This is a genomic window from Candidatus Goldiibacteriota bacterium (assembly GCA_016937715.1).
In the GTDB taxonomy this organism is placed as follows: domain Bacteria; phylum Oederibacteriota; class PGYV01; order PGYV01; family PGYV01; genus PGYV01.
Genome location: JAFGWA010000059.1, coordinates 30,022 through 45,042 on the forward strand (window position 1 = coordinate 30,022; position 15,021 = coordinate 45,042).

Here is a 15,021-nt window from a genome sequence, read left to right on the forward strand (position 1 = left end):
GGGCGGGCAATCCCCGCCTTTTTACTTTAACTTGAAAATAGGCATAAGGGGTGATAAAGTATGGACATGAACACAATGGTGGAATCATATAACAGCACAATTTTTTATCTTATCGCGGCAACAGGCGCTGTAAACGCGGTCCTTGGTATCCTGGCTTTGACCAAAGGCAAAAACAGGCTTAATATTTCATTTGCCATTCTAAGTATACTGCTTGCGGCGTGGAATGCCCTTGTAATTTTATGGCAGGGCCCCGGCGGGATACAATATCTTGAAAAAATTAACGCGGTTGTGGTTGCTTTCATACCGGCTGCCGGAATTTTTCTGATACTTACTTTTTTCAAAATCACAAAAGGGCCCGGCGTTTCCCTGCTGAAAGTCTCGCTGATTTTTTCCGCGCTGCTGTCGCTGTACAGTATATCCACGTTTTTTTCGCCGGCGCTTGATTCTTTTTATAATACGCCGCCGTTTAAAGTGTGGGTGCTTATGCACATTTTTGTCTTCAGTATTGCGGGGTTTATGGTGCTTCTGTTTAAATACCGCAGAGTGCAGTATAAGCAGGAAAAGATAAAGATAAAATACGTTATATTCGCGTTTGTCGTGCTTTTTACGGGAGCTCTTTTTGAACTTACCGGCGCTATCGGGATTCACAGGTTTAACCATATGGCGAATATAGCAAATGCCATATATTGCCTGATTCTGTTTGGCGCTATTTTCAGGCACAGGCTGTTTGATGCCGGAGTGGTGCTGAAAAATCTTATTATTTATTCCATAGCCGCCGGCGCTGCAACAGTTTTTTATGCCATAGCCGCTTACTTTTACGGCAAAGACAGGTTCTTTGGAGTGATGGCGCTTTTTATCCTCAGTTTTGCCGTTTTTTACTATGCAAGGTTTCTTCACGGGGTGATAAAACTTTTTGTTGATTCCGTAAGCGGCGCGTCCGGCACCGAACTGGCCGCGCGGGAGCTTAAAAAACTGAAGGTTTCAGAGATAAACGATGAAGAAAAAATAAAAGCTATAATAGCGCTGCTGTCTGAAACAATGGAAATGGATGTTATTGTCTATATAAAAGAAGGTAATTATTATGTGCCGTCATGGAGCATAGGGCCGGATGCGGGAGTGACCGTGGAGTACAGCGGTAAATTAAGCGGCATAACGCTTAAGTATGAAACCATAGCGGAAGACGGCAGCCTTAAAATTTTTGGAGCGGATATAACGGCGCCGCTTATATACGCGGGAGATGAAGAAGGGGCCATAACCGCAAAAAAACAGACAGCTGATATTTCTTTTATGGAAAATGAAATATCCCTGTTCGCGGACGGCGCGGCAGAAATATCCGCCTGCCTTAATTCTTATCTTTTAAGGCGCACGCTTGACGCGGAAGAAAACATGAAACGCATAGGGCTTATGGCAAGGCAGATGGCGCATGAGATAAAAAATCCGCTGACCGCGCTTTGGGGCGCTGCGCAGCTGCTTGACCCGAAAAACGAAACTGACGCGGAAAACATTTCCATAATCAGGGATGAAATTAACCGGTTAAGGGGGATACTTGAATCATGGAAAGATTTTTCAGATAATATAAGAGTGGAAAAGTTTTCCGGTGATGTGATAGCTCTTGTGGAAGACAGCGTTAAGATGGCGCGCCTTACAGGCAAAAACGCTGAGTTCAGTTTTAAAAAGACCGCGGCTTCTCTTATGGCAAATTTTGATAAAGACAGGATGAAACAGGTTGTTTTAAATATACTGTTAAACGCGGCTGATGCCTGTGAAAAAAGCCGCCTGCCTTTGGTGAAAGTTATGGTTATTCAAAAAGAGAAAACATTTGAGATAAAAGTAAAGGATAATGGTACGGGTATTAATCCCGAAATAATGAGAAAGTTAAAACAGCCGCTTTTTACGACAAAAGCAAAGGGAACGGGGCTTGGGCTCTCTATTTCTGATAAAATTGTGACGGCTCATAATGGGACGCTTATTATTGAAAGTGATGGAAACACTTATACAGAGGTAAAGATAGAAATTCCTTATAATTAAAGTAACATCCTGCTGCGCAAAAAAAATCCAAAAGTGTGCAATGCGCATAAAATTGCGCAACGGCTATCCTGGAAAACCTAATAAAATAAAGGGTAATTTTTGGTATGTTTTATGCTTAGTAATAGCCGGAGTGAGGCGATACAGAAAATAAAGAAACACAGTTCAGGGTCCGAGGGGTGTAGCAGACCGGTAGAAATGCCGGCCTGCTGCTTTTTTTTATGGAGTGACATTGCCTTTTATTATCCTTGATAATTACTTAAAGCGGTGATAAATTGTTATTTATAATGATTTATAATATTATTGCGATAGCCGCGGCTGTTAACGCCATTCTGGCAATAATAGCCCTTATAAAAGGAATTAACCCGCTAAGCGTTTCTTTTGCGCTTTTGAATTTATTGCTTTCCGGATGGGCAGGCTGCGTGCTTTTCTGGCAGCATTACGGCGTTGAAGAATTTGAAATAATAAACAGGATAGTGACGTCCTTTATTCCGGCAGCGGGTATGTTTTTTACCTGCGCGCTTTACCGTCTTGAAAACAGAAAAACAATTCAGTACACATCCATTGTCGCGCTGCCCGCGTTTGTCCTTGCAGGGGCGGCTTTGATGGTTTTTTTCAATCCGGTATTTGAAGAATTTGAAAAATCCATGCTGTATCAGACCGGCATCATGGTGTATATTTTTGCGGCGCTTATTTTCGTGTTTTACGTGCTTATCAGCAATTACCGGCTTGTTAAATTCCGGCAGGAGCGGATAAAAATAGGCATTGTTATTTCCGCTTTCCTTGTGCTTTTTGCCGGCGGTATGCTTGATCTGACAGGCGGCCTTGGCCTTCATAAAATACAGCACGCCGGAATAGTATCCAATATGGTTTACGGGTTAATGATATTTTTTGCCATTTTTAAATTAAGGCTTCTGGATACGGGAATTATAATAAGAAATTTCGCGGCTTCCGTCATTGTGGCGCTTATTGTCTCTTTTTTATTTCTTGCCGCGGAGCATATGCTTAACAGCGAGTGGAAGGCAATGGCTTCGGTTTTTGTCATCCTGTCTTTCGGCGCTGTGTTTTTTTCGGCGCGCACCAGAAACTCTTTTTCGGATTTTTTTGAACAGGCCTCCGGAACCCCTCCTTCCGGAATTGTGGTAAAACACATTGAAGCCGTAAAAACCATGCAGGCGGATGAGGAAGAAAAACTGTTTTACATACAGGGCGTGCTTGAAAAGTATCTTGAAACGGAAACAGTTTCCTATGTAAAAGAAGGCGAGTATTTCACGATACTTCAGCCGGAAAAAGCAGGCAGATTTCCTCTTGTTCTGAACGCGATGGCTGTCCCTGACAGGGTGGCTGTAAGATATGGTTTATCGGACGAAACCGAGAAAAACTTCCTGAATATTTTAAACGCTGATATTGCATCGCCCCTTAAGCACGGGGGGGAAGTTACGGGTATTATTACGGGCAAAAAACAGACCGCTGACATTTCTTTTACGCAGGATGAATGTGAAGCGTTTAATATGGCGGCTATGGAAACTTCCGTTCTTTTAAACGCGATGCGCCTTAAGAAAAAAATTCTGGAAGAAGAGAACATGAAGCGCATAGGGCTTCTGGCAAAACAGATGGCTCATGAAATTAGAAATCCCCTTGCGGCGCTGTGGGGCGCCGTGCAGCTTATTATTCCTGACAGAAAAGACGACCGTGAAAATGTGGAAATAGTAAGAAAAGAAGTAAGGCGGCTTACGGGAATTCTGGACACGTGGAAAGACTTTTCGGGAGAGGTCAGGCTTGACCTTAAACAGACGGACTTATGCGCGCTGGCGGATGAATGCGTAAAACTTTCCAAACTGCAGCCGCAGGCCGCGGCAGTTGATTTTCAGCTTGCCTGCACATACCGCCCTGTAAACGTCATGGCTGATACTGACAAGTTAAAACAGGTTTTATTAAACCTGATATTAAATTCTGTTGAAGCAATGGAAGGCAGGCAGAATCCGGTGATAAAGATAGAGACGGTAAAAAAGAAAGAGTCGGTGGAAATAAAAGTAAGGGACAACGGGTGCGGCATAAATAAGGCGCTTATAGAAAAAGTGAAAGAACCGCTTTATACAAGCAAGTCTAAAGGCTCCGGGCTTGGGCTGCCTGTATCAGAAAAACTGGTTAAGGCGCACGGCGGGATTTTAATTATAGACAGCGACGGGGAGACTTTTACGGAAGTTACTGTTTCGCTTCCGTCATAAAAACCGGAATTTCCGGGGGAGGAAATAATGGCAAAACTGCTGATTGTGGATGATGAGGACAATATAAGAAAGGTCTTAAAACAGCTTCTGGCAAGAAACGGGTTTACTGATATCATAGAAGCCGCTGACGGAGTGGAAGCGCTTGAAAAAATAAATGACAATGAAATTGACCTTGTTATCAGCGATATAAATATGCCGAAAATGGACGGTATAACCCTTTTTGAAAAGGCAAAAAAACTGGGGCCTGTTTTTATAATACTTACAGCTTTTGGGTCAATAGAGACCGCTGTCAATATGGTTAAAAGCGGGGTATATGACTTTATATCAAAACCATTTGACGAATCCGAACTTGTGAATACTGTAAAAAAGGCTGTATCGGAAAGATGCAGTTCCAATATGGAAATACAGTATTCCGGCGGAATAGATGAAATATTTTTTCAGTCCCGCCACCCGGAAATTGAAAAAATTAACAGTGTAATTGACCGCGTGGCTACAACAGGGGGGCCTGTTTTTATAACCGGGGAGACAGGAACCGGGAAAGGGCTTTTGGCCGGAATAATACACGAAAAAAGCGGAAGGCAGGGAGCGTTTATAAAGGTTAACTGCGCGGCGATTCCGGAAACCCTTATGGAATCGGAGCTGTTTGGATACAGAAAAGGCGCTTTTACCGGCGCTGCAATGGACAAACCCGGTAAATTTGAACTTGCCGCGGGCGGCACCATTTTTCTTGATGAAATAGGCGAACTTCCAAATGAACTGCAGGCAAAACTGCTTGCCGCTTTACAGGATAAAGAAATAAACAGGCTGGGCGACACAAAGCCCGTGAAAATTGACGCCCGTGTCATAGCCGCCACTAATATTAATATTAAAGAGGCGATTGAAAAAAAGACGTTCAGGGAAGATTTGTATTACAGGCTTAATGTGGTGGAATTTGCCGTGCCTCCTTTAAGGGAACGCGGGGAGGATGCGGGGCTGTTTATAAATTTCTTTAATAAAAAATATTCGGACGAGTACGGAATAGAGCAGAAGAAGTTTTCCGAAGACGCTGTTGAATACATATCTGAATGCAAATTCGCGGGAAATATCAGGGAGCTTGAAAATGTGATACAGAAGCTTCTTATAATGGAAAAAGACGCGGTGGTTACAAAAGAAGTTGCCGCAAGATATTTAAGCAAGGCCGAATGCAAAACGGACAACAGCCTTATGTTCAGGGCGGGCAAGGATAAAAAGGTGGAAGCGGAAGTGTCGCTTATAAGGCAGGCGCTTGAAAAAACCGAAGGCAACAGGACAAAAGCCGCGGAGATTCTTGGCATAAGCAGAAGGACTCTTTTGTACAGGATAAAGGAATACGGCATAGCATAAGAAAACTTCCTGCACTTATAATGCAGGCAAAAGGCGAGTTGATAAACGGGAGGGAAGTTGAAAAAGTTTTTTCTCAGTTTTATTGTTTTTTTACTTTTTTGCGCTGCGGGATATTCCGGGCCGTTAACGCTTAAAAAATCCATTGAACCTTCCGTGGGTTTTATAGGGGATACAGTCACCGTATGCCTGGAAATTGAAGCTTCGGCATCTGTTCCCAAAGCGGATATAGTGTGGGTTATAGATATAAGCGCATCCATGGGTTCGGGGATATCCAATATTAAAAATAATATAAATTATATGACAAGCCAGCTTGCGTCGGAGGGCATTGATTACAGGCAGGGCCTTGTGACGTACAGCGATGTATATATAGGCGAGCCAATTACCAATTATGGTTTTATGCCGTCTGACGCGGACTTTATGTCGGCAATAAACGGAATTTCGCTTCTGTCAGGCGGAGATATCCCGGAAAGCGGGCTTGAAGGTCTTTTGTCCGCGCAGTCATCCGCATGGAGGGCTGACGCTTCAAAAACAATAATACTTGTAACCGACGCTCAGGTTAAAACAATTGATACAGGCAACGGGGTTTATTCTTTGACTTATACAGCCCAATCATTGACTGATGACGGTATAACGGTTGACGCGATATGCGTGGATATGGGAAGCTACGCGCCATATTCCAATCCAAAAGACCTGCCGTCACTTACCGGAGGCATATGGCTGGATTATTGGACGCCTTCGTCTGATTGGGATGCGTTTCTGGTTGCGCTTGGAACAGCAATAAGCACTTATTCAAATGTTGTTATAAGGGATCCGCTGCCGCCGGAATTAATGCCTGTTGCACCTTATGGCGGCGGCAGTTATACAGGCGGCCAGGTAATCTGGACTTTCAGCAGTGTGGGAAAAGGCCAGCCGTTTACGGTATGTTTTCCTTCTGTAATAACAAGCGCTTACGCGGGATTTATAAGCAATACGGCGTATATTTCCGCTGATAACGTAACAGAGACCGCGTCTGATACAGAGTATGTCTTTTATCCCACAAAAACCGCCACTACAACCGCTACACCGACAGTGACCGCAACAGGCACCATTACAGTTTCACCTACAATCACTCTGACGGCGACAATTACACCCACTGCAACGCCCACACCTCCCGTGCTTATGCTTATGGGCAAGGGTACGTTTCCCAACCCTTTTATAAAAGAGGCGCAGATAGTTTACTATCTGACCGCGGAAGCTGATGTAACGGTGAAAGTGTACACAGTATCCGGGGAAGTTGTTTTTGAATCACAGCCTGTTAAAGGGCTGCGGGGTGTAAACAGTTTTTTATGGGATGGAAGGAATAAAAACCGAAAGCCTGTGGCGTCCGGGCTGTATATATACCGTGTACAGGCGGTGTCAGGCAGGGATGAAAAAGTGCATATCTTCGGTAAGGCGGCCTGCCTTAGATAAAGGCGCCGTTTTAATCTTCCGGCGTTGCAAGGTTGACATTTCAGGGTATTATCTTATAATTCTTTATATTAATGATTTAAGGAGGATACTATGTTTGATTTTTTTCAGCAGGAAAGTTTTCTTGATAAAGTGATTATGGGAAATACGGTGCTAAGGTATCTGGTGTCTATCGGCATGTTTCTGTTGCCTGCGGTTTTACTGTTTGCCCTTAATAAGTTTGTGGTTTCAAGGATAAAGAAATGGATAAGTAAATCTTCCTGGAAGGTTGATGATTTTGCCGTTGACCTTTTTGAAAAGATAATATATCCCCTTATTTATGTCGGGCTGTTTTTTCTTGCTTTTAATAACCTATCTGTTGCCGGGCAATATAAAGCTTTAGTCAACAAAACCGGCATAATAGTGGTTACAATTTTTGTAATACGCGCTGTTATTATGGTGCTTAATTTTATGATTATTAAAGTTGCGATTAAAGGTGAAGATGATGAGATAAAGGCAAAAAGCATGAAAGGCATTATGGGGCTTATAAAAACGGTTATATGGATTATAGGAATAATCCTTGTTCTGGATAATCTGGGGTATAAAGTGTCGGCTGTTGTAGCCGGGCTTGGTATAGGCGGTATTGCGGTAGCTCTTGCCGCGCAGGCGGTTCTGGGGGATTTGTTCAGTTATATTTCTATTATGTTTGACAAGCCTTTCAAGATAGGAGATTTTATAATATTTGATGATGTCATGGGAACGGTGGAAAATGTGGGGATAAAAACCACACGCATAAGCAGCTTAAGCGGGGAGGAAATAGTTGTTTCAAATTCCGCGCTGACCAATTCAAAGGTGAAAAACTATAAAAAAATGGTTACACGAAGGGTGCTTTTCGGGCTTGGGGTGGTTTACGGCACGCCGAAAGAAAAACTTGAAAAGATACCGGTAATAATAGGCGGGATAATAACCGCGATAAGCGGGGCAAGGTTTGACAGGGCGCATTTTTCGGCGTACGGCGATTTCTCGCTTAATTTTGAAGTGGTATACTATGTGGAAGGAAACGATTATAATAAATACATGGATATTAACCAGATTATAAATTTTAAAATTTATGAAGCGTTTGAAAAAGAAGGGATAGAATTCGCGTACCCAACACAGACTCTTTTTGTAAAAAATGAAAAACAATAACGGAGGTGTGCTTTGAATATAGGATTCGGAGAGATTATAGTTATACTGCTTGTGGTGCTTGTTATTTTTGGAGCGAAAAAGCTGCCGGAAATCGGGAAGTCAATGGGAAAGGCCGTGACGGAATTTAAAAAAGGCGTTAAGGACATTAAAGATGAAGAGAGCGGCGAAAAAAAAGATAAATAAAAAAACGGCGGCTGAAAATCCGCCGGATTTTGTTTTACACCTTGAAGAGCTGCGTTTCAGGATAATAGCGGTTATAGTTTTTTTTATAACCGCTTTTTTTATATCTTTTTTTTACTGCGGCGCGATAATGGAATTTCTTCAGCGCCCTATTGCCGGCGCGGCGGAAAAACTTTATTACTTCAGGGTGTACGAGAAATTTACAACTTATCTTAAAGTGTCCGCGGCAGCGGCTTTGTTTTTTCTGGTGCCGTTTTTTTTAATGCAGTTGTGGGGGTTTGTGAAACCCGCGCTTGACAGCAAAGAGAGAAGTTTTTTCGCGTGGGGGCTTATTGCCGCGCCTGCTGTTTTTTATGGCGGAGCTTTTTTTGCCTATAAAGTGATGCTTCCCGCGGCGTTTTCTTTTTTTACCGGGTTTGCCGGGCAGGATAATATACAGCCTGTGTGGGGCGTGACAGATTATTTTGGTTTTTTATCATCGGTAATTATGGTAACGGGAGCTGTCTTTCTTCTGCCGCTTGTCATGCTTCTGCTGATGAAAGCGGGTATACTTAAATATGAAATGGTGTCAAAGGCAAGGGCGTACATAATAATTGCCATATTTATTATAGCGGCGGTTTTTTCCCCGCCGGATGTGATATCACAGATGCTTGTTGCCGTACCGTTATATCTGCTTTTTGAAATCTCTCTGCTTGCGGGCAGGGCTTTAAAAAATTAAATATTAAGGGGTGAAAAAATGAACAGGCGCGAATTCATAAAAAAATCAATTCAGGCGGCCGCCGCCGCGGGCGCGTATACAATGCTTCCGGCGTCAAAATTATTCGGCGCCGCGGCTGAAGGCAAAACACCGCCGCACCTTGTGGCGGTAAAAAATTCAACACCGGCAAAAATGTACGCCGCCGCCCTGGCTGCAATGGGCGGTATTTCGCAGTTTGTCCGCAGGGGGCAGACGGTGGTTGTTAAACCCAACATAGGCTGGGATGTAACGCCGGAACTTGGCGGCAATACCAATCCGCAGCTTGTGGAAGCGGTGGTAAAAAGCTGTGTTGATGCCGGCGCTAAAAAAGTGTATGTGTTTGACCATACCTGCGATAACTGGAAAAAAACATATAAGACAAGCGGGATTGAAGACGCGGCAAAGAAAGCGGGCGCGCTTGTGGTGTCAGCGGCATCAGAGTCGGATTATGTTAATGTGAAAGTGCCGGGCGGTAAAACCCTTAAAGAAACAAAGGTGCACAAGCTTGCGGTTGAAAGTGATGTTTTTATAAACGTGCCGGTGTTAAAAAATCACGGTTCTTCCGGGCTTACCATTGCAATGAAAAATCTTATGGGAATAGTGTGGAACCGCTGGAGCTGGCACGCCACGGGCCTTCATCAGTGCATAGCGGATTTTGCGGCGTACAGAAAACCCGATTTGAATATTGTGGACTGTTACAGGGTGATGAAAGCCAACGGGCCAAGGGGGGTATCAAAGGAAGATGTGGTTTTGATGAAAACCCTTATAATGTCCAAAGATATGGTGGCAGCTGACGCGGCATCCGCAAAGATAGCAGGGGCGGACCCGGAGGGTATTGAATATATAAAAATTGCCGATGCCAAGGGCATAGGCACCATGAACCTTGATTCAATAAATATAAGAAGGATAACCCTTTGAAGCCTGCAAGAATAATAATATCGCTTATTTACGGCGCGCTTTTTGCTGTGTTTTTTTCCGGTGCGGTGCATGAATACAACGCGCTGCTTCAGTTTGTGCCAAAAAGCCAGTTTATGCCCGCGCTTTTAAAAAGCATAGGAGGAATCACCATTGCCTCTTTTGCGGCGGTGTTTATAACCGTATTAGCGGCTTTGTTTTTTGGAAGGGTATACTGTTCCTATGTGTGCCCGCTGGGCATATTTCAGGATTTTTTTATATTTTTAAGGTATAAATTTAATCCAAAAAATAAATTTAAATATTCAAAAGGGTACTTTGGTTTTCACCTCGTAATTCTGGCTGCAGCCGTTCTTACATATGCGGCGGGTGTGGTGTCGGTAATGGCGGTTCTGGAACCGTACAGCGCGGCATCAAGAAGCGCGGCTTCGTTTTTATCGCGCTCTGCCGTGTCTGCCGGCGTTTTCTGGTATTCTGTATTTTTTGTATTGTTTATGGCGGCTGCCGCGTTTTTTAAAGGCAGGCTTTTCTGCAATACGCTGTGCCCTGCGGGCGCGGTGCTTGCGCTTATCGCTAAAAAATCTGTTTATAAGATAAAAATAGACGGGGATAAATGCACTCACTGCAACAGGTGCGAAGCCGCGTGCAAAGCCGTATGTATTGACCATAAAAATTTAAAAGTGGATTTTGAAAGGTGTGTGGGGTGTTTTAACTGCATAAGCGCGTGTAAAGATGATGCTATAGGTTATGAAAAAGTATCTGTTAAAAAAAAGGATAATACCAAAAGAAAGACAATAAAAAAACTGGCGGTTTTTACGGCTGCGGCGGCAGGGCTTACGCTTTTTACAAAAGAAATTTTTGCTTTTAAATCCGCAATTCCCGTAAAAAAGAGCGTGCCGGTATTGCCTCCCGGAGCCGGGTCTGTTCATCATTATAACAGCCATTGCACCGCGTGCCACGCCTGCGTGACGGCATGCCCTCAAAAAGTTATAGGGGCAAATATGGCTGAATTTGGCGTGTTAAAACTTATGCAGCCCGTTATGAACTATTCGGTTTCTTACTGCCTGTACGGCTGCAATGAATGTACAAAAGTCTGCCCGACAGGCGCCCTTGAACCGGTTTCAATAAAAGAAAAAAAGTCAGTTCAGCTTGGCAGGGTACATCTTATAAAAGAAAACTGCATTTCGTGGAGCGACGGCAAACCCTGTACGGTATGCACGGAACACTGCCCCACAAAGGCGGTTTACACCGTGCTTCATAATAATGTGGCGGCGCCGGAAATAATCCCTGACATCTGTATAGGGTGCGGCGCCTGCGAATACGTGTGCCCCGCAGTGCCGCATAAAGCCATTTTTGTGGATGGTTTAAAAAAGCAGGTCAAAGCAGGCGACCCTGTAAAAGCACACAGGCCGGGTGAATGGAAATTAACACCTGTAAAAAATGAAAAAAAATCCTCGGGAGGGGACTTCCCTTTCTAAATCAGCCCGCAGTTTTATGCCTGTACAGCCCCTTTGTTTGCTATTGCCGTTTTTAAAGGGTATAATTAGTATGTAAAAAGAGCTGAAATAGGAGGTGAAGGCCATGGGATTCTACAGAACGCAGGCGGAAATAAGAAAAGACAAAAATCACCCTAAATCATTAAGTGAAGAAAGGCTGGAAGATGTTGAAGAAAGGTTAACCGGGTTGAATATGTTTCAGCAGAAATGGAAATATGGCCTGGAATATATAAGGGACGCAATGGACAGGATGAAAAAAGTGGACAGGAAATAAAAAAGACAGGCATAACGCAGGAAGAGGGTGCTGACATGACGATTATGGATTTTTCAGGGAAAAAGATATGCGGGGTAACGGCGGAAGCTATTATCGCGGTAATAAGGCAGAAACAGGCCGCGCATGAGAATAATTTAAGGGAAAAAACAAAAATGCGCCTTTATCACCTGTATAACAGGGATTTTTACAGGTTATCAGATATGGATGCCCTTCACAATAAATGGGATAATTTAATAGATAAAATGATGGGATAAAAAAGAGACGGTTTTAAATTACCGGCTGTATTTTTAATAATTTTATGTAAAGACGCGTCAGGGTGCGTCTTGTTTTAATATCTTAGACGCAATGTATTGCGTCTCTACGTTAGAATACAAACCCGCCTGAATTAATAATATACAAATTCCCGCCTGCTCTGTATAATATCACTGTATGACATATCATTAATGGAGGTTATATGCCTTTATACCCGGAAGACACGTATGGTTTATTCTTAAAATCGAAAACAGCTGACAAATGGGAACGGTTCGGCGCCAAAAGAAGGGCGGGAGTTTTAGCTCCTTTATTCTCCTTATATTCCAAAAACAGCACGGGCATTGGCGAGATACCGGATATAAAACTGCTGGCTGACTGGTGCGTACAGGCGGGTTTAAGCGTAATTCAGTTATTGCCGATGAATGACGCGGGTTTTAATTTTACCCCTTATGACTGCCAGAGCACATTTGCGCTTGACCCTATGTATCTTAGAATAGATGAAATAAAAGGCAATAAAAAACACGAAGCTGAAATTGTAAAACTTAAAGTTAAATTTCCGGCCGGCGCTAAAAGGGTAAATTATAAGGTAAAGGGCGAAAAATTAAGGATTCTCTTTGATATCTTCTCTGATTTTGATATTGAAAATAAGGAGTATAAAAAATTTAAAAGTGCCAATAAATTCTGGCTGGATGATTACGCGGCATACAAAGCGCTTAAGGATAAATACGAACAGAAAAGCTGGACAGACTGGGAAGAAGTTTACAGGCTAAGGGAAGAGGACGCGGTAAAACTTTTCTGCGAACAGGAAAGCGCGGCTTTTGAATTTTACAGGTGGCTGCAGTATGAACTTTACCTGCAGTTTGCCGATGCCAAGAAGTACTGCAATGATAAGGGTGTGTTTTTACAGGGTGATATCCCTTTTCTGGTGTCGCGCGACAGCGCGGATGTGTGGGCCAACCAGAATTACTTTAAATTAAATTTAAGTTCCGGCGCGCCGCCTGATATGTACTTTGCAAAGGGCCAAAAATGGGGAATGCCGCCGTATAACTGGGAGCGCATTGAAAAACACGGTTTTGACTACCTTATTGAAAAAGTAAAATATTCCGAAAACTTTTATGATATGTTCCGCATTGACCATTTTGTGGGTCTTTTCAGGCTGTGGACGATAAGCACGGATGAGCCGGACAACACTTACGGTTTAAACGGGGCTTTTGACCCGCCGGAAGAGGACAAATGGAAAGAAGCGGGGCAGAAGATTCTTGACGCAATGATAAACAGCTGCGATATGCTTCCGTGCGCGGAAGATTTGGGAGTGGTGCCGGTGTGTTCCTATGAAACGCTTCTGGAATACGGCATCCCCGGAATGGATGTGCAGCGCTGGACGCGCGACTGGGGAAATTCCTATGATTATAAAAATCCCGGTCAGTACAGGGTAAACGCATCCGCCATAATTTCCAGCCACGACACAAGCCCGTTTCTTTTATGGTGGAAAGAAGAGTGCGGCACAGTGGACGCGCTGCTTGTGGAAAAACTGTGTGAAGAGAATAATTTTGAAACCGGCGCTGTCAGAAAGGCGCTTTTTCAGCCGGCCGCAAAGAACGCCGCCAGGATAAGGTTTAAGACAGAACTTAAAAGCGCGGAAGACGTGCTGTCGGCGCTGAATGCTTCGCGCGATAAAGCGTGGATGTTTTATGATATGTTCAATGAAGCCGCGTTTGAAAAAAAGAAGTTTATGTACTTTACGGGATGTAATGATAATTCCACTGAAAAAGAACTTGTAAAAGCCGCGCTTGTAAAAGCCAATGAAACCGTGTCCGTATTTTCCATACAGCTTATTGTGGACTGGCTGTCGCTGGGAAATGTTTTTGATAAATGGGACATCCGCGACACAAGGATAAACGTACCGGGCAGCGTTGATAACAGCAACTGGTCAATTGTAATGCCGCTTTCGCTGGAAGAAATGCTGTCTTTGGAAATAAACGGGCAGATTAAAGAGATAGTTAAAAAAGCAGACAGAATATAATAAGGAGGGTACAATGGCTGGGATTTTTCTTGAAGAGCAGAGGCTTTGGAGCGCGAAAGGCACGTATGTTGACGACAAGGGCAGAAAGATAAAGGCGACAGGGGAAACAGAAGTGCTGTTTAAAAAAGGAAAAATTACGATTGAAAGCACTATGAGGCTTCCGGTTAAATTAAATAAAGTGCTGGAATTAAAAAACAGCTATACGGTGAAACCGGTTAAAAAAGGGAAACACGAAACTGAATGGGAATCAAAAAACCCTACCAGCGGGAATTTTAAGGGAAAGTTTTTAATAGCCGGTACCTATATAGTTTCCACATACATCTCCACGGACAATAAATATACCGGTTTTGAAACCTTTGAATTCAGGCAGGACGGAAGTTATATGAATAAAGGGTATCTGTTTTTTGGCGATAACAAAGTCAGTGAATGGGAAATGATACTTTCGTAAAATTTACAGGGGTTATGTGTTTTTTAGTGTAAAGCTTTTCTGAAAACACATAACCTTTTTTTATTTTTGTCTTGGCAGCCGCGCCCTTTTAGGGCGCGTTGTTTGGTTGTTTGTTTTGTACCGGTAGACGCGGGTCTTTAGCCCGCGGCAGTTGTATTTGCTGTTTGCTTTTATTTCCAAGCAGCTAAGCGTCCAAGCCTCCAAGCATCCAGTTTCCCAGGTGTTGTGTATATTTTTTCAGTGCGCGCCGCAAATTGGTAATCTTGTATTCAAACAACCTTGAAATCTATACTGTGTTAATTCATTGGCAATCGGGAACCCGCGGCACAACCGGATTTGCCGGCGTGGCATTAAATCCGTTATGCCGTTTACATACTATGCTTACGCGGCACGCACTGAAAAAACACACCCAACCCCTGTGTTTTTCTTCTAATCTTCCAATTTCGAATTCTCGATATTTGTTTTATGTTTA

Annotated in this window: 13 protein-coding genes; all 13 read left to right on the plus strand. The window is 43.4% G+C overall.

The annotated features are described in order from the left end of the window. Positions 1-60 precede the first annotated feature (60 nt). The 13 genes from JXR81_06765 (at position 61) to JXR81_06825 (ending at position 14,549) form a co-directional block, all read left to right on the plus strand. Complete coding sequence (locus JXR81_06765) at positions 61-2,028, plus strand: GHKL domain-containing protein (protein ID MBN2754554.1); 1,968 nt, start codon at positions 61-63, stop codon at positions 2,026-2,028. Positions 2,029-2,312: 284 nt separating this feature from the next. After that, complete coding sequence (locus JXR81_06770; protein ID MBN2754555.1) at positions 2,313-4,253, plus strand: GHKL domain-containing protein; 1,941 nt, start codon at positions 2,313-2,315, stop codon at positions 4,251-4,253. Between the two features lie 27 nt (positions 4,254-4,280). After that, a complete protein-coding gene (locus JXR81_06775; protein ID MBN2754556.1) occupies positions 4,281-5,615 on the plus strand; it encodes a sigma-54-dependent Fis family transcriptional regulator in 1,335 nt (444 codons plus the stop codon). Between the two features lie 57 nt (positions 5,616-5,672). Further along, on the plus strand, positions 5,673-7,064 hold the full coding sequence (locus tag JXR81_06780; protein MBN2754557.1) for a VWA domain-containing protein: 1,392 nt from the start codon (positions 5,673-5,675) through the stop codon (positions 7,062-7,064). 90 nt (positions 7,065-7,154) lie between these two features. Further along, positions 7,155-8,228, plus strand: a complete 1,074-nt coding sequence (locus tag JXR81_06785; GenBank protein ID MBN2754558.1) for a mechanosensitive ion channel family protein — start codon at positions 7,155-7,157, stop codon at positions 8,226-8,228. A 12-nt stretch (positions 8,229-8,240) separates the two neighbouring features. Further along, entirely contained in the window at positions 8,241-8,411 is a 171-nt protein-coding gene (gene tatA, locus JXR81_06790) for a twin-arginine translocase TatA/TatE family subunit (protein MBN2754559.1), read from the plus strand. Further along, positions 8,380-9,126 (plus strand): twin-arginine translocase subunit TatC, encoded by a 747-nt coding sequence (tatC, locus tag JXR81_06795; protein ID MBN2754560.1) that lies wholly within the window; start codon positions 8,380-8,382, stop codon positions 9,124-9,126. Before tatA ends, tatC begins: the two co-directional genes overlap by 32 nt. Before the next feature lie 18 nt (positions 9,127-9,144). After that, positions 9,145-10,062 (plus strand): DUF362 domain-containing protein, encoded by a 918-nt coding sequence (locus tag JXR81_06800; protein ID MBN2754561.1) that lies wholly within the window; start codon positions 9,145-9,147, stop codon positions 10,060-10,062. Further along, entirely contained in the window at positions 10,059-11,534 is a 1,476-nt protein-coding gene (locus tag JXR81_06805; protein ID MBN2754562.1) for a 4Fe-4S dicluster domain-containing protein, read from the plus strand. The genes JXR81_06800 and JXR81_06805 overlap by 4 nt, the downstream gene beginning before the upstream one ends. Before the next feature lie 103 nt (positions 11,535-11,637). Then, positions 11,638-11,826: a hypothetical protein gene (locus JXR81_06810; protein MBN2754563.1), complete on the plus strand. Its 189-nt coding sequence runs from the start codon at positions 11,638-11,640 to the stop codon at positions 11,824-11,826. A gap of 35 nt (positions 11,827-11,861) precedes the next feature. Beyond that, a complete protein-coding gene (locus tag JXR81_06815) occupies positions 11,862-12,080 on the plus strand; it encodes a hypothetical protein (protein MBN2754564.1) in 219 nt (72 codons plus the stop codon). A gap of 200 nt (positions 12,081-12,280) precedes the next feature. Next, positions 12,281-14,101 (plus strand): 4-alpha-glucanotransferase, encoded by a 1,821-nt coding sequence (gene malQ, locus JXR81_06820; GenBank protein ID MBN2754565.1) that lies wholly within the window; start codon positions 12,281-12,283, stop codon positions 14,099-14,101. A 13-nt stretch (positions 14,102-14,114) separates the two neighbouring features. Next, positions 14,115-14,549, plus strand: coding sequence for a hypothetical protein (locus tag JXR81_06825; protein ID MBN2754566.1), 435 nt, complete (start codon positions 14,115-14,117; stop codon positions 14,547-14,549). The last annotated feature ends 472 nt before the right edge of the window (positions 14,550-15,021 follow it).